We start from the raw sequence: 20,696 nt of genomic DNA, 5'->3' as shown, positions 1-20,696 counted from the left end.
GCCAGTAAGTTGCCCGTGAGCGGCTCCCGCTGTGGCTACAACCTGCTTGAGGATACGTAATGACTAGATTGTTTGGAACGGACGGCGTCCGTGGGCTGGCGAACGGGCTGATTACCGCCGAAGTTGCCCTGGGCCTCGCACAGGCCGCAGCAGTGGTGCTGGGCCATCGCCGGGTAGAACAGGGCCGTCGTCCGGTCGCTGTGGTGGCCCGGGACCCGCGCATCAGCGGTGACTTTATCTCCGCCGCCATGGAGGCCGGACTGGCCAGCTCCGGTGTTGATGTCTACGACGCCGGCGTTCTGCCGACCCCGGCCGCGGCGTACCTGGTTGCTGACCTCGGCGCGGATTTCGGCGTGGTGATCTCCGCCTCCCACAACGCTGCCCCCGACAACGGCATCAAGTTCCTGGCCCGCGGCGGGCAGAAGCTGGATGACGCCGTCGAGGACGCCATCGAGGCCGAAATGGCGCTGCCCAGCATGCGCCCCACCGGAAGCGAGGTGGGGCGGATCCACCGCTTCGCCGATGCCGAGGACCGGTACGTGGTCCACCTGCTGCAAACCCTCCCCAACCGCATCGAGGGCCTGAAGGTCGTCCTGGACTGCGCACACGGGGCAGCGAGCGGCTGCTCTCCCCAGGTCTTCGCCGACGCAGGTGCCGAAGTAGTGGTCATCGGCGCCGAGCCGGACGGACTCAACATCAACGAGGGTTACGGTTCAACCCACCTGGAGCAGCTGCAGGCAGCCGTGGTGGCGCATGGAGCCGACCTGGGTATCGCCCACGACGGCGACGCCGACCGCTGCCTTGCCGTGGACCATGAAGGCACGGTGGTGGACGGTGACCAGATCATGGCAATCATGGCCATTGCCATGAAGGAAGCCGGCAAGCTCAAGGACAATGCGCTGGTGGCTACCGTCATGAGCAACCTCGGCCTGAAGCTCGCCCTCCGCGAGGCCGGCATCGAGCTCATCGAAACCGGTGTGGGGGACCGCTACGTGCTCGAAGGGATGCGCCGCGGCGGCTACAGCCTCGGCGGGGAACAGTCCGGGCACGTCATCTTCTCCGAATACGCGACCACCGGAGACGGCGTCCTCACCGGCCTGCAGCTGGCGGCACAGGTTGCGCGGACCGGACGGACCCTGAAGCAGCTGGCCGGCGTGATGCAGAAGCTCCCGCAGGTGCTCATCAACGTCAAGGGCGTGGACAAGTCCGCCGTCGAGACCAACGAGCCGGTACGGCTCGCAGTCCAGCAGGCCGGGCAGGCACTGGGCGAAACGGGGCGCGTACTGCTCCGGCCCTCGGGCACCGAACCGGTGGTCCGGGTCATGGTGGAAGCCGCGGACATGGAGACAGCCGCCGAGACCGCACGGCGGCTGGCCGAAACGGTGGAAACCCATCTGGCCCTCAACGCAGGCGCCGGAGCAACGGTCTAGCAGCACTGCACCGGCGCGGGACCTAGTCCCGCGCCGGCCTACGTCTTGCGCAGGAGCATCCGCCGCACCGAGTGGTCCGCGTCCTTGGTCAGCACCAGCTGGGCGCGGCCCCTCGTGGGCAGCACGTTGGTGATGAGGTTCGGCTCGTTGATCCGCTTCCAGATGTCCAGGGCCGTGGCCCGGGCCTCTTCGTCCGTCAGATCCGCGTAGCGGTGGAAGTAGGATGCCGGGTCAGCGAAGGCCCCGGTGCGCAGCGACTGGAAACGCTGGACGTACCATTCCTCGATGTAGGAGGTGCGCGCGTCCACGTAAATCGAGAAATCGAAGAAATCGCTCAGTGCAAGGCCGGCACGCCCGTCGGCGCGCGTCCGGGCCGGGGCGAGGACATTCAGCCCCTCGACTATGAGCACGTCCGGCCGGCGGACCACTATCTCCTCGCCGGGGACAATGTCGTACGTCAGGTGCGAATACTTCGGCGCCCGGACCTCCTCGGCGCCGCTCTTCACCTCGCTGACAAAGCGCAGCAGCCGGCGTCGGTCATAGGATTCCGGGAAGCCCTTGCGCTGCATCAGCCCGCGGCGTTCCAGTTCTGCGTTGGGGTACAGGAAACCGTCCGTGGTGATCAGTTCCACGTTCGGAGTTTCCGGCCAGCGGCGCAGCATTTCACGCAGGACCCGGGCCGTAGTGGATTTGCCGACAGCCACGGATCCGGCCACGCCGATCACGAACGGGGTACGGGTGGTCTTCTCGCCGAGGAAGGTGGTGGTGGCACTGTGCAGGCGGCCTGCAGCCGCCACATACAGGTTCAACAGCCTGGAGAGCGGAAGGTAGACCTCCCTGATCTCATCCAGGTTCAGCTGGTCACCGACGCCGCGCAGCCGGAGGATGTCCTCCTGGTTGAGCGGGGAGCGTATCTCATGTGACAGCCGCGACCAGGTCCTGCGGTCCAGCTCGACGAAGGGAGTGAAACTGCTCTCGGGCGGCTGGGCCGCGGAGGACTTAACATGGCGTTCGGTCACCATAGGAATTCTGCCCTGAACAGCAGGCAAACCCAAACGGCCCGAAGCGCGCAATGATGCCGCAACAGGCGGAAGGACACCATGCTTTCGGCATCCGGTCCGCGGGCCGGTACGCTTAGTGCTATGTGTGGAATTATTGGATATGCAGGCCGCCCGGACGCCATTGCAGGTATTAGTGCAGGCGGGCACGGAGCTCTCGAAGTAGTAATGGAAGGCCTTCGGCGGCTGGAATACCGGGGCTATGACTCGGCCGGCGTCGCCGTACTCACTCCCTTGGGTATCGAATACCGCAAGAAGTCAGGCAAGCTGGCCAACCTGGTGGCCGAGCTGGAGGCGGCTCCCCTGACCCCCGCCACCACCGGTATCGGGCACACCCGCTGGGCCACGCACGGCGGCCCCACCGATGAAAACGCCCACCCCCATCTGGCGGACAACGGACGCCTGGCCGTGATCCACAACGGCATTATCGAGAACTTCGCCGAGCTGAAGGCCGAACTGCTGGCCGCCGGCGCAGAGTTTGTTTCCGAAACCGACACCGAGGTGGCCGCAGCGCTGCTGGCCTCCATCTACCGCGGCGAGGGCGACGCGGATCTGGCAAAGTCCATGCAGCTTGCCTGCCAGCAGCTCGAGGGTGCGTTCACCCTGCTGGCCGTCCACACCGATTCGCCCGGCACCGTGGTTGCCGCCCGGCGCAACTCACCGCTCGTCGTCGGACTGGGCGAAGGCGAGAACTTCCTGGGCTCGGACGTTTCCGGCTTTATCGACTTCACCCGCCGCGCCGTCGAACTGGGCCAGGACCAGGTGGTAACCATCACTCCTGACTCGGTCCTGATCACCGACTTCTTCGGGGAAGTCGCCGAAGGCACTGAGTTCTACGTGAACTGGGATGCAGCCGCCGCCGAAAAGGGCGGTTACGACTCCTTCATGGAGAAGGAAATCAACGACCAGCCGCAGGCTGTGGGGGACACCCTCCTGGGCCGGTCGGACATCGACGGACGACTCACCCTCGATGAGCTGCGCGTCAGCCCCGAGGAGCTCAAGAACGTCAACAAGATCATGGTCCTGGCCTGCGGAACCTCCGCGTACGCCGGACAGGTGGCCAAGTACGCCATCGAGCACTGGTGCCGGCTGCCGGTCGAGGTGGAGCTCAGCCATGAGTTCCGCTACCGCGATCCCATTGTCGACTCGAACACGCTGGTCGTGGCCATTTCCCAGTCGGGCGAGACCATGGACACACTGATGGCAGTGCGCTACGCCAAGGAACAGGGCGCAAAGGTCCTGGCCATCTGCAACACCAACGGCTCCACCATCCCCCGCGAATCGGACGCAGTCCTCTACACGCACGCCGGACCGGAAATCGCCGTTGCCTCCACCAAGGCGTTCCTGGCACAGATCACCGCCGCTTACCTGCTCGGCCTGTACCTGGCACAGATCCGCGGCAACAAGTTCCAGGGCGAGATCAAGGACATCCTTGCGGACCTCAGCAAGGTGCCGGACAAGATCCAGCAGGTGCTGGACAACTCCGGGCAGATCAAGGAACTGGCACAGCTGATGAAGGATGCCGGATCGGTGCTCTTCCTCGGCCGCCACGTCGGCTTCCCGGTGGCAATGGAAGGCGCCCTGAAGCTGAAGGAGCTGGCCTACATCCACGCCGAAGGGTTCGCTGCCGGCGAGCTCAAGCACGGCCCGATTGCCCTGATCGAGGAAGGCCAGCCCGTGTTCGTGGTTGTCCCGTCGCCCCGCGGCCGGGATTCACTGCACGCCAAGGTGGTTTCCAACATCCAGGAGATCCGGGCCCGCGGCGCCAAGACGATCGTGATCGCCGAAGAAGGCGACGACGCCGTCAAGGCCTACGCCGAGCACATCTTCTACGTGCCGGAAACACCGACGCTGCTGGCACCGCTGCTGACCACCGTGCCGCTGCAGATCTTCGCCTGCGAGCTGGCATCGGCTAAGGGCTTCGACGTGGACCAGCCGCGCAACCTGGCCAAGTCCGTCACGGTGGAATAAGGAGCGTCCCTCGGTGATTATCGGAATCGGCGTCGATGTAGTGGACGTGCCGCGGTTCGGCCGCCAGCTGGAGCGCACGCCCGGGCTCCGTGCCCGGCTGTTCGCACCGGCGGAACGGGAGTTGAACCTGCGTTCACTGGCTGCACGGTTCGCGGCGAAGGAAGCCGTGGCCAAGGCCCTGGGCGCCCCGGCCGGCATGAACTGGCAGCACTGCCAGGTCCTGCTGGATCCCGCCGGAGCGCCGCTGCTGCAGATTGACGGAACCGTGGCTGCCGTGGCGGAGGGCAAGGGCGTGCAGACCTGGCACCTTTCCCTGAGCCATGACGGCAACATGGCTACTGCAATGGTCATCGCCGAAGGCTAGGACAAAGCGCATGATCAGTGCGTACACCGGTACCGCGGTCCGCCGGGCCGAGGCCCCGCTGCTGGCCGAAGGCCGGGGCAGGGAGCTGATGCAGCGCGCAGCCTACGGGCTGTACGCGGCGACGGCCGCCCGGCTGGCGGCCCGCCGCGGACGCCTCTACGGGGCCGGTGTAACCGTCCTTGCCGGCAGCGGCAACAACGGGGGAGACGCGCTTTATGCCGCCGCCCGGCTGGCCCGGCGCGGAGCAGCGACGACGGCGGTGCTTACCTCCGACGCAGCGCACCCCGAGGCACTGGCGGCGTTCAGGGCGCAGGGCGGAAAGGTCCTGGCACTCACCGAGTCCAACGCCGTCGCCCTCGCCGATGCCGCCCTCGCGGCCGATGCCGTCATCGACGGCGTCCTGGGCACCGGCGGCAGCGGCGGTCTCCGCGGTCCCGTCCGCATAATCGCAGAGACACTGAACACGGCACGGCGGCAGGGTCAGGGCCCGCTGGTCGTGGCCTGCGACCTGCCCAGCGGCGTCAACGCCGACTCCGGCCGGGTGGACGGAACGTGCCTGCGGGCGGACCTCACCGTGACCTTCGGTGCCGTCAAAACCGGACTGCTCGCCGGCCCGGGCGCTGTAGCCGCCGGGGAAATCCGCTGCATCGACATCGGGCTCGGCCCGCACCTCGGAACCCCGGCCGCCTACCGCCTGTCCGGGGACGACCTGGCGTCCCTTTTACCCTTCCCCACGCCCGCAGACCACAAATACAGCCGCGGCGTGCTCGGCATTGCCGCCGGTTCGGAGACCTACCCCGGAGCCGCGCTGATGGCCACGGGCGCCGCTCTCGCCACCGGCGTCGGCATGGTCCGTTACCTGGGCCCCGACGCCGTAGCCCGGCTGATCAACCTGGCGCACCCCGAAGCAGTCTGCGGCTCAGGGACCGTAGGGGACACCCACGTCCAGGCCTGGGTGGCCGGACCCGGCGCAGGCAACGACGAGGACCAGCGCCGCCGGGCCGGCGACGCCATGGCCTCCGGGCTGCCCGCAGTGATCGACGCCGACGCGATCGCCGAGGTCCGCACCGGGCTGCACCCCGGCGTCGTGCTTACCCCGCACGCCGGCGAACTCACCGCGCTGCTGCGTTCCCTGGGCGAGGAGGCGTCACGGGCCGAAATCGAAGCAGATCCCATCCGCTACGCCCGCCTAGCCGCCCAACGCACCGGCGCCACCGTCCTGCTCAAGGGCTGGGCCACTCTGGCGGCGGCTCCCACCGGCGAACTCTACAGCCAGGCCGAGGCAACGCCGTGGCTGGCGACCGCGGGAAGCGGAGACACACTCGCCGGCATCCTCGGCGCCCTCCTGGCGACGGACCGCACCCCGGACACAGAGCGGGAACCGGGACACTATGCACGGCTCGCCGCGGCTGCTGCCCGTCTCCACGGCCGTGCCGGCGCGCTTGCCGCGGCTGACGGGCCGGTCCAGCCGTCCCTGCTGGCCCCGCAGATCCGGTCGCTGGTGGCGGAATCCACCCAACAGAGAAGCGGACGAATTCAAGTAAGCTCCAAGTCTGGGGTAAAAAAGTAAGTAGACATATCAATTACGTGTTGTCAGGGAACTAGTCAGGAGCACTACATGGAAGTTTGGCCGGGAGATGCCTATCCGCTGGGCGCAACCTACGACGGAAACGGCACCAACTTCGCTCTCTACAGCGAGGTGGCAGATTCCGTATTCCTGTGCCTGTTCGATGAGGACGGCACCGAGCACCAGATCCGCCTGACCGAGGTCGACGGGTATGTCTGGCACTGCTACCTGCCGCAGGTCATGCCGGGGCAGAAGTACGGTTACCGCGTGGACGGGCCGAACGATCCGGAGAACGGCAACCGGTGCAACCCGAACAAGCTGCTGCTGGACCCCTACGCCAAGGCCGTCGCCGGCGAAATCGACTGGGACCAGGCACTGTTCGGCTACAACTTCGGCGACGAACACTCGCGCAACGACGAGGATTCCGCCCCGCACATGATGATGGGCGTCGTCATCAACCCGTTCTTCGACTGGGACGGAGACCGGAAGCCCAAGGTCCCGTATCACCAGTCCGTGATCTACGAGGCCCACGTCAAGGGCCTGACCGAGCTGCACCCCGACGTACCCGAGGAGCAGCGCGGCACCTACGCCGGCGTCGCCCACCCCTCCGTAATCGCACACCTGCAGAAGCTCGGGGTCACCGCCATCGAACTGATGCCGGTGCACCAGTTCGTCAACGACTCGACCCTGCAGGAAAAGGGGCTGTCGAACTACTGGGGCTACAACACCATCGGCTTCTTTGCGCCGCACAACACGTACAGCGCCACCGGCGACCAGGGCCAGCAGGTACAGGAATTCAAGGCCATGGTGCGCGCGCTGCACCTCGCCGGCATCGAAGTGATCCTGGACGTGGTCTACAACCACACGGCCGAGGGCAACCACATGGGCCCGACCCTGTCCTTCCGCGGCATCGACAACGCGTCCTACTACCGGCTGGTGGAAGACGACAAGAAGTACTACATGGACTACACCGGCACGGGCAACTCGCTCAACGTCGGCAATCCGCACTCCCTGCAGCTGCTGATGGACTCGCTGCGCTACTGGGTCACGGAAATGCACGTGGACGGTTTCCGCTTCGACCTGGCCTCGACGCTGGCCCGCGAGTTCTACGACGTTGACCGCCTCTCCGCGTTCTTCGAACTGGTGCAGCAGGACCCGGTAGTGTCCCAGGTCAAGCTGATCGCCGAGCCGTGGGACGTTGGACCCGGCGGCTACCAGGTGGGCAACTTCCCGCCCCAGTGGACCGAGTGGAACGGCAAGTACCGCGACACGGTCCGCGACTTCTGGCGCGGAGAGCCCTCCACGCTGGGCGAGTTCGCCTCCCGCATCACCGGCTCCGCCGACCTGTACGAGTCCTCGGCCCGCCGTCCGGTGGCGTCCATCAACTTCGTCACCGCCCACGACGGCTTCACGCTGCATGACCTGGTGTCCTACAACGAGAAGCACAACGACGCCAACGGCGAGGACAACAACGACGGCGAGTCCCACAACCGCTCCTGGAACTGCGGTGTTGAAGGCCCCACGGACGACCCCTCCGTCCTGTCCCTTCGTGCCCGCCAGCAGCGCAACTTCCTCGCCACCCTGCTCCTGTCCCAGGGCGTGCCGATGATCGCGCACGGCGACGAGCTGGGCCGCACCCAGCAGGGCAACAACAACACCTACGCGCAGGACTCCGAGCTGAGCTGGATCAACTGGGAGACCATGGATGCGCCGCTGATGGAATTCACCGCCGCGGTCAACACCCTGCGTGCCGAGCACCCCACGTTCCGCCGGCGCCGGTTCTTCGACGGCCGTCCCGTGCGGCGCGGCGAGGGCGAGGCACTGCCGGATATCGTCTGGCTGAACGAGGACGGCACCACCATGTCCCCGGATGACTGGGACACCCCCATCAGCCGTTCCCTGGGTGTCTTCCTCAACGGGCAGGGCATCTCGGGCAAGGATGCCCGCGGACAGCGGATCACCGACCTGAACTTCCTGCTGTACTTCAACGCGCATGACGAAGCCGTGAAGGTCACCCTTCCGGCGAAGGAATACGCACCCATGTGGGACACGGTGATCGACACCGCCGGCGAATACGCCGACTCGGAGCCGGTTGCCGCGGACAGCCAGCTGACCGTGGCTGCCAAGTCCATGGTGGTCCTGCGGGCACACGAAGAGGAAGAGGAGCACGACCACTCCGTGGCCGCGTCCCTCGCCGCCATGGCCGCCCAAAACACCGAGGCCGCCGAATGAGGACACCCCTCTCCACGTACCGCCTGCAGATCCGCCCGTCCTTCACCCTGTTCGACGCCGCGGAACTCGTGCCGTACCTGGCTGACCTTGGCGTGGACTGGGTCTACCTCTCACCGATCCTCACGGCGGAAGAAGGCTCGGACCACGGCTACGACGTCACTGATCCTTCAGCCGTCGACCCGACCCGCGGCGGAGCGGAGGGCCTGAAGGCCCTTTCCGACGCCGCCCGCGCGGCCGGTCTTGGCGTGCTCGTGGACATTGTGCCCAACCACATGGGCATCGCCACACCGCACCGGAACAAATGGTGGTGGTCCGTGTTGGCCGAAGGCCGCGGTTCCCGGTATGCCGAAGCCTTCGACATTGACTGGGACGCCGGGAACGGGAAGCTGCGGCTGCCCGTCCTGGGTGACGGCGACAATGAGCTCGAGCAGCTCAAGCTGGCGGGCAATGAACTGCACTACTACGACCACCGTTTCCCGGTGGCCGAAGGCACCGCAGCAGAAGGCGACAGTGCACAGGACGTGCACGCCCGCCAGTCCTACGAACTGGTGAACTGGCGCCGCGCCGACAGCGAGCTGAACTACCGCCGGTTCTTCGGGGTCAACACCCTGGCCGGCATCCGCGTGGAAGAGCCCTGGGTCTTTGACGAGGCACATGCCGAAATTAAGCGCTGGTTCGACGAGGGCCTTGTGGACGGCCTGCGCATCGACCATCCGGACGGGCTCGCCGATCCCAAGGGCTACCTGGCCCGGCTGCGCGAGATCACGGGCGGAGCGTACATCCTGGTGGAAAAGATCCTGGAACCGGGCGAAAAGCTCGCCGCGGACTGGGAAACCGAAGGCACCACCGGCTACGACGCGCTGGCCGACATTGACCGGTTGTTCGTGGACCCGGCGGGCAGTGACACGCTGACCGCGCTGGTGCCCATGGAACCGTACGCACAGATGATCCACGGCACCAAGCGGGTCATCGCGGACGGCCTGCTGCACTCCGAGGTGCAGCGCCTCGTGCGCCTGCTCCCTGCGGACAGCGGGCTGGAACCGGAGACGGCTGCAGATGCGCTCGCGGAACTGCTGGCCTGCTTCCCGGTCTACCGCAGCTACCTGCCCGAAGGCGCCGACCACCTGACCGAGGCCGTCATCGCGGCCAAGGTGCACCGGCCGGACCTGGCGGCGGCGCTGGACATCCTGCATCCGCTGTTGAACCCGCTGCTGGGTGAAGACTCCGCGGGAACAGTGTCGCTTTCGAGTCTGGGCGAGCTGGCGGTGCGTTTCCAGCAGACCTCCGGCATGGTCATGGCCAAGGGCGTCGAGGATACGGCGTTCTACCGTTACTCCCGGCTGACCTCCCTCAACGAGGTTGGCGCCGACCCGGCACACTTCGCCGTATCCCCGTTTGAAATGCACACCCGGATGCTCCGCCGGCAGCTGGAACAGCCGGCGGCCATGACGGCCCTGACTACGCACGACACCAAGCGCAGCGAAGACACCCGGGCCAGGATTTCCGTGCTCGCGGAAATCCCGGAGGAGTGGAGCGAAGCATTCACCCGCCTCGACGCCATTGTTCCGATGCATGACGGGCCGATGGCGAACCTGCTCTGGCAGACCTTCGTCGGGGCCTGGCCGCTGAGCCGGGAACGTGCACACGCCTACGCAGAGAAGGCCGCCCGCGAAGCCTCCAGCAGCACCACCTGGACGGCTCCCAACGCCGAATTCGAAGAGCGGATGCATGCAGCCATTGATGCGGCGTTCGACAATCCGGACGTCAACGCGGTAATCACTGCGCTGGTCGAACGCGTCCGGGAGGCGGGGTACAGCAATTCGCTCTCCGCCAAGCTCCTGCAGCTGACCATGCCCGGTGTGCCGGATGTCTACCAGGGCACCGAATTCTGGGACCGGTCACTGGTGGACCCGGACAACCGCCGCGAAGTGGACTTCGCCCGGCGGCGCGAGGTCGCGGCGTCGTTCGCCGACGCCGGTGCCCCCGCCCTGGACGAGGACGCGACAGCGAAGCTGCTCGTCACCACCCGCGCCCTGCAGCTCAAGCGCGGCCGGCCGGAGCTGTTCACGGGATACGTCCCCGTAGCGGTGGAAGGACCTGCGGCCGAACACCTCTTCGGGTTCGACCGCGGCGGAGCGGTAACGCTCGTGACCCGTCTGCCGCTGGGGCTGCAGCGCCAAGGTGGATGGCAGGACACCGCCGTCGTCCTGGCTCCGGGCACCTACCGTGACGTGATCACTGGAAAGACGCACGAAAGCGGCGGCCGGCTGGCAGCTGCGGATCTGTTCGGCACCTATCCGGTGGCGCTGCTTGTTCGGGAGGACGGCAAATGAGGACCGACTTCGATGTGTGGGCGCCCAAGGCCGGCACCGTGACGCTGCTGGCCGACGGCCGGCGCCTGTCGATGACCCGCGGAGAGAACGGCTGGTGGCACGCCCAGCACGCCGAACTCACCGAGGACATCGACTATGGCTACCTCATTGACGACGCCGAGACGCCGGTGCCGGATCCCCGGTCCCGGCGGCAGCCCGAGGGCGTGCACGCACTTTCGCGCACCTTCGATCCGGATCTGTACCAGTGGCATGACGCCGACTGGGTCTCCCCGGGACTCGACGGCGGGGCGATCTATGAGATGCACATCGGTACCTTCACTCCCGAAGGCACGCTGGATGCGGCGATCGGCCGGCTGGACTACCTGGTGGACCTGGGTGTGCGCTTTGTCGAACTGCTGCCCGTCAATGCCTTCAACGGAACCCACAACTGGGGTTACGACGGCGTGCTCTGGTACGCCGTGCAGGAAACCTACGGCGGGCCCGAGGCCTACCAGCGGTTCGTGGACGCGGCCCACCAGGCCGGACTGGGCGTTATCCAGGACGTCGTCTACAACCACCTTGGACCCAGCGGCAATTACCTGCCGATGTTCGGCCCCTACCTCACCGAGGGGAAGGCGAACACCTGGGGGGACTCGGTCAACCTGGACGGCCCGCTCTCCGACGTCGTCCGCGAGTACATTGTGGACAACGTCCTCATGTGGTTCCGCGACTACCACGTGGACGGACTGCGGCTGGATGCGGTGCACGCGCTGCATGACGAACGCGCCGTGCACATCCTCGAAGAGATGGCCGCCGCGACGGACAAATGCGCGGAAGCCCTGGGGAAACCGCTGTTCCTCATCGCGGAGTCGGATTTGAACAACCCCCGGCTCATCACCCCGCGGAACGTCAACGGCTACGGCCTTGCCGGCCAGTGGTCCGATGACTTCCACCATGCCGCCCACACCAACCTCACGGGTGAAAACGGCGGGTACTACGAGGATTTCGATTCACTCGGTGCACTGGCGAAGGTCCTGCAGGAAGGGTTCTTCCACAACGGAACGTACTCCTCCTTCCGGGAGCGCGGCCACGGACGTCCGTTGGACAAGGAGGCAGTGACCGCACGCCAGCTGGTCACCGCCATCCAGAACCACGACCAGATCGGCAACCGGGCGGCCGGCGACCGGCTGAGTGCGACGCTGGGGTACGAACAGCTCGCCCTCGGCGCGGTGCTGAGCCTGGCCTCGCCGTTCACGCCCATGCTCTTCATGGGTGAAGAATTCGGGGCCTCCACGCCCTGGCAGTTCTTCACCTCGCACCCCGAACCCGAGCTGGGAAAGGCCACGGCAGAGGGACGCCTGAAGGAATTCGAGCGGATGGGATGGGATCCGGACACGGTGCCGAATCCCCAGGATCCGTCCACCTTCACCAACTCGAAGCTGGACTGGTCCGAGGTGGAACAGGGGGACCACGGCCGGCTGCTGGACCTGTACCGCAGGCTCCTGGCGCTGCGCCGCGAGACCCCCGACCTGATGGACCCGGACCTGCGCAAGGTCCGGGTGGACTATGACGAAGTGGGCCGCTGGCTGGTTATGCAGCGCGGTTCCACGGCGGTGGCGCTGAACTTTGCCGACAGCCCGCGCGAGCTGCCGCTTCCGTTCGGCCGGCAGGCGGAGGTGCTGCTGGAAACCGCACCGGCGAAGCTCTACGGCGATGCCGTGCAGCTGCCGGCCTACGGCGCGGCCATCCTGGCCGGCTAACAACACCGGCATCCAGCTGCAGCCGGCACCCGCAGGTACTTTTCCTGCCGGGTGCCGGCTGCAGCGGGTTAAACCCAGGTCCCGACGCCGGACCAACGCCGCGCGGCGTGAGCCCGGTAACAGTGGCAGTATGGTGCCCATGACTTATGTTGCTGCGGACAACCGATATGAATCCATGCCCTACCGACGCGTCGGACAGAGCGGACTCCAGCTCCCGGCGGTCTCGCTGGGACTGTGGCACAACTTTGGCGATGACAAGCCCTTTGAAACCCAGCGGGCCATCCTGCGGCGCGCCTTCGACCTTGGCGTCACCCACTTTGACCTGGCGAATAACTACGGGCCGCCCTACGGCTCCGCCGAAACCAACTTCGGCCGGCACTTCCGGGACGATTTCCGCCCGTACCGCGACCAGCTGGTGATCTCCAGCAAGGCCGGCTATGACATGTGGCCGGGACCGTACGGCAACTGGGGATCCCGCAAGTACCTGCTCTCCTCCCTGGACCAGTCCCTGGAACGCATGGGCCTGGATTACGTGGACATTTTCTACAGCCACCGCCCTGACCCCGAAACGCCCCTGGAGGAAACCATGGGCGCCCTGGACACGGCAGTACGGTCCGGCCGGGCCCTCTACGCAGGCATCTCCTCCTACTCGCCGGAAAAGACCATCGAAGCCGCCCGGATCCTGCGTGAAATGGGCACCCCGCTGCTGATCCACCAGCCCTCCTATTCCATGCTCAACCGCTGGGTGGAGGACGGCGAACCCAACCTGTTCACGGCCCTGGACGAAGTAGGCGCAGGATCCATTGCCTTCTCGCCGCTGGCCCAGGGGCTGCTCACCAACAAATACCTCAACGGTGTGCCGGAGGACTCCCGCGCTGCTGCCGGTAAGTCCCTGGACCAGTCCCAGCTTTCGGAGGAAAACCTGGAACGCGTGCGGGGGCTCAACGGCATTGCCGAATCCCGCGGCCAGAGCCTGGCCCAGATGGCCATCGCCTGGGTGCTGCGCAGCCGGGCAGACAGCGCACCCATCACCTCCGCCCTTGTCGGCGCTTCCAGCGTGAAGCAGCTGGAAGACTCGCTGGCTGCGGTGAACAACCTGGACTTCTCCGCGGACGAGCTGCGCAGGATCGACGAATTTGCGGTCGATTCCAAGATCAATCTGTGGGCAGCAGCCCTCGACGCGTAAATGGGTGCACTGACCATCCGGGAGGCCCGGCCCGGTGACTGGCCGGCCATCTGGAACCTGATGGAACCCATCGTGCGTGCCGGAGAAACCTACTGCTGGGACACCGGCACCACCGGGGAGCAGGCCCGGCTGTTGTGGCTGGAGCCTGCTCCCACGGTGGTGTTCGTAGCCCTGAAGGATGGAAAGGCGGCCGGGACCGCGCAGCTGCATCCCAACAAGTCCGGCAACGGCAGCCACGTCGCCAATGCCTCGTTCATGACCGCCTCGGAGTTCAGCGGCCAGGGGGTTGCACGGGCACTCGGCGAGCATGTGCTGGCCGAGGCCGCCCGCCGCGGCTATCGCTCAATGCAGTTCAACGCCGTGGTGGAAACCAACACCCGGGCGGTGGCGCTGTGGCAGTCCCTCGGCTTCTCGATCCTCGCCACCGTGCCCGAAGCCTTCCGGCATCCCGCCAAGGGGCTGACCGGCCTGCACATCATGCACCGGACCCTGGACGTGGACGGGAGTGAAAGAATGGGTACGTGAACTACCCTGAATTCCGGCCTCCGTCCGAACGTGCTGCCATAATCGACCTCGCTGCCATCCGGCACAATGTCCGCCACCTCTCCCACATTGTCAGCCCCGCGCGGGTTATGGCCGTGGTGAAGGCGGACGCCTACGGCCACGGTGCGGTTGAGACTGCGCGTGCGGCAATCCAGGCCGGCGCGGCCTGGTTGGGCGTGGCGCACATCAGTGAAGCGCTGGCGCTCCGGGCCGCAGGCATCGCCGAACCGGTCCTTGCCTGGCTGCACACGCGGGACGCCGAATTCGGTGAAGCGATCCGGGCCAACGTGGATCTTGGGGTCTCCGGCTGGGATCTGGACGCCGTGGTCGGGGCTGCCCGGGAGTTGGAAATGCCGGCCCGGGTGCACTTGAAGATAGATACGGGGCTGGGCCGCAACGGCTGCCCGGAGGATCTCTGGGAAGCCTTCGTCGGCCGGGCCCTGGCCTATCAGGAAGAGGGCCTGCTGCGCGTGGTCGGGATCTTCTCCCACTTCGCCGTCGCGGACGAACCCCACCGTCCGGAAACCGATGAGCAGCTGCGGAAGTTCCGCGAGGCGGTCGCCGTGGCCGAAGACGCCGGAGTGGACCGCGAAGTGCGGCACATCGCCAATACCCCGGGTGCACTGTCCCGCCCGGATGCCCACTTCGACCTGGTCCGCATCGGACTGGGTATGTACGGGCTGTCGCCGTTCGCCGGGCAGACCTCGGCGGAGCTGGGGCTGCGCCCGGCGATGAGCCTGAAGACCACTGTCGCTGCGTGCAAGGAAGTCCCGGCCGGCCAGGGAGTCTCCTACGGGCTGCACTACCGCACCAAGGAGCCGACCACGCTGGCACTGGTGCCGTTGGGCTATGCCGACGGCATTCCGCGGGTTGCCACCGGCGGCCCCGTCCTGATAGACGGCCAGACGTACCCGGTGGTGGGACGAGTGGCCATGGACCAGATGGTGATTGACCTGCATCGGACCGGCATTGCCGGCACCCCGGATTCCTTCGAGGGCCGGGAAGCCGTCCTCTTCGGCGGCGAGGGCCAGCCGAGCGTCGATGAATGGGCGTCAGCGGCCGGGAGCATCAATTACGAGATCATTTCCCGGATCGGCGGCCGGGTTCCGCGCGTCTATGTGGACACCGCGGCGGACAAAGACGTACCCGCCCCGCCCATCGCCTTGGAAGCCGCGCCCGGAGCTCCGGCGGCAGAAGGCGAACAGGCACAGGCGGTACAGGCCAAGTGATGCAGGAACCTGCTTGGGAAGCTGAATTCCGGACCAACGGGGCCGAAGAGACCCAGGCGCTCGCCGAACGCCTCGGCCGCGTCCTGCGCCGCGGGGACCTGCTGCTGCTCACCGGTGAACTGGGTGCGGGGAAAACCACCTTCACCCAGGGGCTTGGCGCCGGGCTCGGGGTGCGGCCCGGCATCATTTCGCCCACCTTCGTTCTGGTCCGTGAACACCCGAGCCTGGGGGACGGACCGGACCTGGTCCATGTGGATGCGTACCGGCTGGGCTCTGAGGGAGAGGTGGACGACATCGACCTCGAAGCCTCGATGGACCGCTCGGTCACCGTGGTCGAGTGGGGCCGGGGGCTGGTGGAGCACCTGTCCGACAGCCGGCTGGAGATCACCCTGGTCCGCGCCGTCGGCGGTGACGCTCCGGGAGCCCCGGCCACGGACTACTCCGACGAGGACACCGACGAAGAGCGCACCATCCGGCTGGCGGGATTCGGTCCGCGCTGGCAGCAGGCGCCGGACCTGGGCTGAACGCCCGCGGCAACTGCCCGGAAACGGCCATACGTGCCGCGCCGTAGAATAGGAACCGTGCTGATTCTCTCCATTGATACCTCCGCCATCGCCAGTGCGGCACTGCTCAACGGGGAGGGAGAGATCCTGGCGTCCTTCGCCACCGAAGACACCCGCTCCCACGCCGAAGTCCTTGCCCCCGGAATCGCCGGCCTGCTGGCCGACGCAGGGATAACCGGGCAGGACCTGGATGCAGTGGTCGTAGGGGTGGGCCCAGGCCCCTTCACGGGCCTGCGTGCCGGAATCGCCACGGCCCGGACCCTCGCCTTCGCCTGGGACAAGCCGCTGCACGGGGTCATGAGCCTCGACGCCATTGCGGTGGACGCCGCCCTGGACGCCTGGCGCCTGGGCATTGACGAATTCGCCGTGGCCACCGATGCCCGGCGCAAAGAGGTTTACTGGGCGGCCTACCGCAGCACAGGCGGCACACCGGAATTGTTGGACGGCCCGCACGTCTCGGACCCCGGCGGGGTTCCCGCGCTGCCCGTGTACGGGGCAGGAGCCGGCCTGTACCCGGACACCCTGCACGCCGTGGAGGGTTTCGCCGACGCGCAGCCCACCGCCGCGGCCCTGGGACGCACCGCCGTCGTCCGTCTGGTCCGCGGACTGCCGCTGCTGCCCAGCACCCCGCTGTACCTGCGCGAGTCCGACGCCAAGGTCCCCGGCCCGCGGAAGCGCGCCCTGTGACCGCCGCGGAAACCGTGCGGATCCGACGCATGGACACCGACGACATACCCGCCGTCGATGCACTGGAACGCCGGCTGTTTCCCGTTGACGCGTGGCCGCTGCAGATGTTCCACGACGAACTCGCCCAGACGTCCACGCGGTCCTACTACGTGGCGGTGGACCCGGCCGGAACCGTCATCGGTTATGCCGGCCTGATGTGCGTACTGCCGATCGCGGACGTCCAGACCATCGCCGTCGTACCCGAAAGCGAAGGAGCCGGCATCGGCTCCCGGCTGCTCACCACCCTGGTGGACGAAGCGAAGGAGCGCGGCGCCGAGGACGTGCTCCTGGAAGTGCGCGACGACAACCCGCGGGCCCAGCGCCTGTACCGCTGGTTCGGCTTCGAACAGATCCACGTCCGGCCGCGCTATTACCGCGACGGCGCCTCCGCGCTGATCATGCGCCTGCCACTGGCCGGCTGGTCCGGCGCTCCGGCGCCGGCCGGGACTGCAACAGAAACGAAGGACAGTAAATGAACCGCACCGACCCCCTGGTGCTTGGCATCGAATCCTCCTGCGACGAAACCGGAATCGGAATCGTTCGGGGGACCGACCTGCTGACCAACACGGTTTCCTCCTCGATGGAGGAACACGTGCGGTTCGGCGGCGTCATTCCCGAGATCGCCTCCCGGGCGCACCTGGACGCAATGGTCCCGGCGCTGCAGGCGGCCCTGGCCGAAGCGGGCGTGACGCTCGCCGACCTCGACGCCATTGCGGTCACCTCCGGCCCGGGCCTCTCGGGGGCATTGATGGTGGGGGTCAGCGCCGCGAAGGCACTGGCCCTGGCCACGGGCAAGCCGCTCTACGCCATCAACCACCTGGTGGCGCACGTGGGCGTGGGCGTGCTCGACGGCGGCGCCCTGCCGGAAAACCTCGGGGCGCTGCTGGTCTCCGGCGGGCATACCGAGATCCTGCGCGTAGCCGACCTCACGCGCGACGTGGAGCTGCTCGGCTCCACCATCGACGACGCCGCGGGTGAGGCCTACGACAAGGTGGCACGCATCCTCGGGCTGGGCTACCCCGGCGGACCGGCCATCGACCGGCTGGCGAGGGAAGGCAACCCGAAAGCCATCCGCTTCCCGCGCGGCCTGACCCAGCCCAAGTACATGGGCACCGCCGAAGTGCCGGGACCGCACCGCTACGACTGGTCCTTCTCCGGACTCAAGACGGCCGTGGCCCGCTGCGTGGAGCAGTATGAGGCAGCCGGCCAGGACCTTCCGGTGGCGGACATCGCTGCGTCCTTCCAGGAAGCCGTGGTGGACGTGATTACGGCCAAGGCGGTGCTGGCCTGCACGGAGCACGGTATTACCAACCTGCTCCTGGGCGGGGGAGTGGCAGCCAACTCGCGGCTGCGCGCCCTGACCGAGGAGCGCTGCGCCGCGGCGGGCATCAAACTGCGGGTCCCGCCGATCTCCCTGTGCACCGACAACGGCGCCATGGTGGCCGCGCTGGGCGCGCAGGTGGTTATGGCAGGCGGCGAACCCTCGGGGATCGGCTTCGGCACAGACCCGTCACTGCCGGTCACCAGCGTCCACGTGGCAGCGGCCCGGGCCTAGGACCGCACGGCTGCTGGCTCCGGCACGACGCAGAAGGGCCCCGCGGAATACCGCCGGGGCCCTTCTCGTGCGGGCGGCTTAGGCGCCGCGCAGCCGGCGGATTCCGTCGAAGACGACGGCGCGCAGGTCGCCGTCGTTCTCCTCCGCCACCCGGCGCTGCTGCTGGTACCCGGCGCCGCGCTCAATGATGGTCCGGACGTCGGCCAGCTCAGCGCTGCAGCCCAGTTCGGCGGCGATCGGTGCCAGCCGGGGCAGGACATCCTCGAGCAGGTGGTCGGTGACCAGCTTTTCGTTGCCCTCGGCATCGAGGATCACGATGGCTTCCAGGCCGTAGCGGGCCGCTCGCCACTTGTTTTCCTGGACGTGCCAGGGCGGCATGGTGGGGATGGTGCCGCCGGCGTCGATGATCGAGGAGAACTCGTGCACCAGGCACTGGGTGAGTGCGGCGATGGCGCCCACGTCCTGGATATCCGCCAATCCGTCGCAGACCCGCATTTCAATGGTGCCCAGTCCCGGAACGGGCCGGATGTCCCACCGGATTTCACTGATCGAATCGATGACGCCGGTGGTGAACATGTCCTGTACATAGGATTCATACTCGGTCCAGGAACCGAACTGGAACGGCAGGCCGGCTGTGGGCAGCTGCTGGAACATCAGGGCGCGCTGGGAGGCGTAGCCGGTATCGTCCCCGGACCAGAACGGGGAGGACGCGGACAGGGCCTGGAAATGCGGGAAGTAGTTCACCAGTCCGTCCAGGACGGGCAGCACCTTGTCCCGGCTGTCCAGTCCCACATGGACGTGGACCCCGTAAATGAGCATCTGCTGGCCCCACCACTGGGTCCGGTCAATGAGTTTGGCGTAGCGTTCCTTGTCCGTGACCGGCTGTGAACGCGGTGTGCTGAACGGGTGGGACCCTGCGCAGAACAGTTCAACGCCCATGGGATCGGTTACCTGCCGGACCGCTGCGAGGGAACGGGCAAGATCGGCCTTGGCCTCCGCGACGGTGCTGCAGATTCCGGTCACCAGTTCAACGGTGTTTTCCAGCAGTTCCTGCTTGATGTGGGGGTGCTCGTCATCAACATGCAGCGCGGGGTCGTTGACGTTCACGCCGCGCAGCACCTCATCCGCCACGGAGACCAGATCTCCGGTGGTGCCGTCCACAAGGGCCAGTTCCCACTCGACTCCCAATGTTGATTGGGCCGACTTGGCGAACTCGATTTCCAAACTGTCTCCTGCTTTATGCGTTACCACTGAAGTACCCGGACCCGCATCATTGCGTTGAGAACCGTACCAATCCTATAGCCGCAGGCGCCTGCTTCGGGCCCAGGGCCCGAACACGCCGGGAAATCGAAGCCAGCGGCCGGCGCGGACATAATAGGGGGATGCCGATCCTGAACAAAGACATGACCCTGTGCATTTCCCTGGCCGCACGTCCCAGCAACATCGGTACGCGGTTCCACAACTACCTTTATGACCAGCTGGGCCTGAACTACGTGTACAAGGCATTCGCCCCCGCTGACCTGGCACAGGCCATTGCCGGGGTGCGCGGGCTGCCCATCCGCGGCTGCGCCGTGTCCATGCCGTACAAGGAGGACGTGATTGCGCTCGTGGACCGGATGGACCCCTCCGCGAAGGCCATCGATTCCGTGAACACGATAGTCAACGACGACGGCGTGCTCACCGCCTACAACACCGACTACCTGGCCATCGCCCGGCTGCTGCGGGACCACCGCGTTCCGGCCACGCACTCGGTGCTGCTGCGCGGATCCGGCGGCATGGCCAAGGCAGTGGCCGCAGCGCTGCGGGACGCGGGGTTCTCCGACGTCACAGTGGTTGCCCGCAACGAAGCCGCCGGCCGTGCGCTGGCCGATCTTTACGACTTCGCCTGGCGGTCGGAGCCCGGCACGTCCACGGCGGACCTGCTCATCAACGTCACCCCGCTGGGCATGTCCGGGCAGGACGAGGACGTTCAGTCCTTCGGCGATGACGCCGTGGCTGCCGCCCGGGTGGTGTTCGACGTCGTGGCGCTGCCCGCGGAAACCCCGCTGATCGCTGCCGCCCGAGCGGCCGGGAAACCGGTGATCACCGGGGCGGAGGTCATTGCCATCCAGGCGGAGGAGCAGTTCGTGCTGTACACCGGTGTCCGGCCGACACCGGAGCAGGTCCGTGAAGCCAGCGAGTTCTCCCGGTCCTGACCCGC

At 67.0% G+C, this 20,696-nt stretch carries 17 protein-coding genes; 15 read left to right on the top strand and 2 right to left on the bottom strand.

Going from position 1 to position 20,696, the window contains the following annotated elements:
• Positions 1 to 59 precede the first annotated feature (59 nt).
• Positions 60 to 1,430, top strand: a complete 1,371-nt coding sequence (gene glmM, locus NNX34_RS01820) for a phosphoglucosamine mutase (RefSeq protein ID WP_255764871.1) — start codon at positions 60 to 62, stop codon at positions 1,428 to 1,430.
• 38 nt (positions 1,431 to 1,468) lie between these two features.
• Here the strand turns inward: glmM and coaA are convergent, their stop codons facing one another.
• Positions 1,469 to 2,452, bottom strand: a complete 984-nt coding sequence (gene coaA / locus NNX34_RS01815; RefSeq protein WP_255764870.1) for a type I pantothenate kinase — start codon at positions 2,450 to 2,452, stop codon at positions 1,469 to 1,471.
• 120 nt (positions 2,453 to 2,572) lie between these two features.
• Between coaA and glmS the strand changes: the two genes are divergently transcribed.
• From glmS to tsaD, 13 genes are all read left to right on the top strand, one after another.
• Positions 2,573 to 4,459 (top strand): glutamine--fructose-6-phosphate transaminase (isomerizing), encoded by a 1,887-nt coding sequence (glmS, locus tag NNX34_RS01810; protein WP_255764869.1) that lies wholly within the window; start codon positions 2,573 to 2,575, stop codon positions 4,457 to 4,459.
• Positions 4,460 to 4,472: 13 nt separating this feature from the next.
• Positions 4,473 to 4,823, top strand: a complete 351-nt coding sequence (locus NNX34_RS01805) for a holo-ACP synthase (RefSeq protein WP_229949943.1) — start codon at positions 4,473 to 4,475, stop codon at positions 4,821 to 4,823.
• A 10-nt stretch (positions 4,824 to 4,833) separates the two neighbouring features.
• Positions 4,834 to 6,393 carry an NAD(P)H-hydrate dehydratase gene (locus NNX34_RS01800; RefSeq protein WP_255764868.1) on the top strand — a complete coding sequence of 520 codons (1,560 nt, stop codon included), beginning with the start codon at positions 4,834 to 4,836 and terminating at the stop codon, positions 6,391 to 6,393.
• 48 nt (positions 6,394 to 6,441) lie between these two features.
• On the top strand, positions 6,442 to 8,622 hold the full coding sequence (gene glgX, locus NNX34_RS01795; RefSeq protein ID WP_255764866.1) for a glycogen debranching protein GlgX: 2,181 nt from the start codon (positions 6,442 to 6,444) through the stop codon (positions 8,620 to 8,622).
• On the top strand, positions 8,619 to 10,955 hold the full coding sequence (gene treY / locus NNX34_RS01790; protein ID WP_255764865.1) for a malto-oligosyltrehalose synthase: 2,337 nt from the start codon (positions 8,619 to 8,621) through the stop codon (positions 10,953 to 10,955). Before glgX ends, treY begins: the two co-directional genes overlap by 4 nt.
• Entirely contained in the window at positions 10,952 to 12,694 is a 1,743-nt protein-coding gene (treZ, locus tag NNX34_RS01785) for a malto-oligosyltrehalose trehalohydrolase (RefSeq protein WP_255764863.1), read from the top strand. Before treY ends, treZ begins: the two co-directional genes overlap by 4 nt.
• Before the next feature lie 139 nt (positions 12,695 to 12,833).
• Positions 12,834 to 13,880 carry an L-glyceraldehyde 3-phosphate reductase gene (gene mgrA / locus NNX34_RS01780; protein ID WP_255765700.1) on the top strand — a complete coding sequence of 349 codons (1,047 nt, stop codon included), beginning with the start codon at positions 12,834 to 12,836 and terminating at the stop codon, positions 13,878 to 13,880.
• Positions 13,881 to 14,405: a GNAT family N-acetyltransferase gene (locus tag NNX34_RS01775; RefSeq protein WP_255764862.1), complete on the top strand. Its 525-nt coding sequence runs from the start codon at positions 13,881 to 13,883 to the stop codon at positions 14,403 to 14,405.
• Positions 14,402 to 15,652, top strand: a complete 1,251-nt coding sequence (alr, locus tag NNX34_RS01770; RefSeq protein WP_255764861.1) for an alanine racemase — start codon at positions 14,402 to 14,404, stop codon at positions 15,650 to 15,652. Before NNX34_RS01775 ends, alr begins: the two co-directional genes overlap by 4 nt.
• Positions 15,652 to 16,176, top strand: a complete 525-nt coding sequence (gene tsaE, locus NNX34_RS01765) for a tRNA (adenosine(37)-N6)-threonylcarbamoyltransferase complex ATPase subunit type 1 TsaE (protein WP_255764860.1) — start codon at positions 15,652 to 15,654, stop codon at positions 16,174 to 16,176. Before alr ends, tsaE begins: the two co-directional genes overlap by 1 nt.
• 57 nt (positions 16,177 to 16,233) lie before the next feature.
• The gene (gene tsaB / locus NNX34_RS01760; RefSeq protein ID WP_255764859.1) at positions 16,234 to 16,902 is read left to right on the top strand and encodes a tRNA (adenosine(37)-N6)-threonylcarbamoyltransferase complex dimerization subunit type 1 TsaB; all 669 of its coding nucleotides are present in this window, start codon (positions 16,234 to 16,236) and stop codon (positions 16,900 to 16,902) included.
• Positions 16,903 to 16,931: 29 nt separating this feature from the next.
• The gene (gene rimI, locus NNX34_RS01755; RefSeq protein WP_255764858.1) at positions 16,932 to 17,417 is read left to right on the top strand and encodes a ribosomal protein S18-alanine N-acetyltransferase; all 486 of its coding nucleotides are present in this window, start codon (positions 16,932 to 16,934) and stop codon (positions 17,415 to 17,417) included.
• Positions 17,414 to 18,496, top strand: a complete 1,083-nt coding sequence (gene tsaD / locus NNX34_RS01750; protein ID WP_255764856.1) for a tRNA (adenosine(37)-N6)-threonylcarbamoyltransferase complex transferase subunit TsaD — start codon at positions 17,414 to 17,416, stop codon at positions 18,494 to 18,496. The genes rimI and tsaD overlap by 4 nt, the downstream gene beginning before the upstream one ends.
• A gap of 78 nt (positions 18,497 to 18,574) precedes the next feature.
• Here the strand turns inward: tsaD and NNX34_RS01745 are convergent, their stop codons facing one another.
• Positions 18,575 to 19,720 carry a glutamate--cysteine ligase gene (locus tag NNX34_RS01745; protein ID WP_255764854.1) on the bottom strand — a complete coding sequence of 382 codons (1,146 nt, stop codon included), beginning with the start codon at positions 19,718 to 19,720 and terminating at the stop codon, positions 18,575 to 18,577.
• Positions 19,721 to 19,878: 158 nt separating this feature from the next.
• On the opposite strand from NNX34_RS01745, the gene NNX34_RS01740 reads away from it, so the two are divergent.
• The gene (locus tag NNX34_RS01740; RefSeq protein WP_255764852.1) at positions 19,879 to 20,691 is read left to right on the top strand and encodes a shikimate 5-dehydrogenase; all 813 of its coding nucleotides are present in this window, start codon (positions 19,879 to 19,881) and stop codon (positions 20,689 to 20,691) included.
• The last annotated feature ends 5 nt before the right edge of the window (positions 20,692 to 20,696 follow it).

Source organism: Arthrobacter sp. zg-Y1116, from assembly GCF_024385485.1.
Taxonomy (GTDB): domain Bacteria; phylum Actinomycetota; class Actinomycetes; order Actinomycetales; family Micrococcaceae; genus Arthrobacter_B.
Note: the sequence above shows the minus strand (reverse complement) of the source record. Positions and strands in the feature narration are given on the sequence as shown.

Coding starts and splice junctions, on each gene's coding strand:
- glmM (WP_255764871.1), top strand. CDS start 60: ATGACTAGATTGTTTGGAACGGACGGCGTCCGTGGGCTGGCGAACGGG.
- coaA (WP_255764870.1), bottom strand. CDS start 2,452: ATGGTGACCGAACGCCATGTTAAGTCCTCCGCGGCCCAGCCGCCCGAG.
- glmS (WP_255764869.1), top strand. CDS start 2,573: ATGTGTGGAATTATTGGATATGCAGGCCGCCCGGACGCCATTGCAGGT.
- NNX34_RS01800 (WP_255764868.1), top strand. CDS start 4,834: ATGATCAGTGCGTACACCGGTACCGCGGTCCGCCGGGCCGAGGCCCCG.
- glgX (WP_255764866.1), top strand. CDS start 6,442: ATGGAAGTTTGGCCGGGAGATGCCTATCCGCTGGGCGCAACCTACGAC.
- treY (WP_255764865.1), top strand. CDS start 8,619: ATGAGGACACCCCTCTCCACGTACCGCCTGCAGATCCGCCCGTCCTTC.
- treZ (WP_255764863.1), top strand. CDS start 10,952: ATGAGGACCGACTTCGATGTGTGGGCGCCCAAGGCCGGCACCGTGACG.
- mgrA (WP_255765700.1), top strand. CDS start 12,834: ATGACTTATGTTGCTGCGGACAACCGATATGAATCCATGCCCTACCGA.
- NNX34_RS01775 (WP_255764862.1), top strand. CDS start 13,881: ATGGGTGCACTGACCATCCGGGAGGCCCGGCCCGGTGACTGGCCGGCC.
- tsaE (WP_255764860.1), top strand. CDS start 15,652: ATGCAGGAACCTGCTTGGGAAGCTGAATTCCGGACCAACGGGGCCGAA.
- rimI (WP_255764858.1), top strand. CDS start 16,932: ATGGACACCGACGACATACCCGCCGTCGATGCACTGGAACGCCGGCTG.
- tsaD (WP_255764856.1), top strand. CDS start 17,414: ATGAACCGCACCGACCCCCTGGTGCTTGGCATCGAATCCTCCTGCGAC.
- NNX34_RS01740 (WP_255764852.1), top strand. CDS start 19,879: ATGCCGATCCTGAACAAAGACATGACCCTGTGCATTTCCCTGGCCGCA.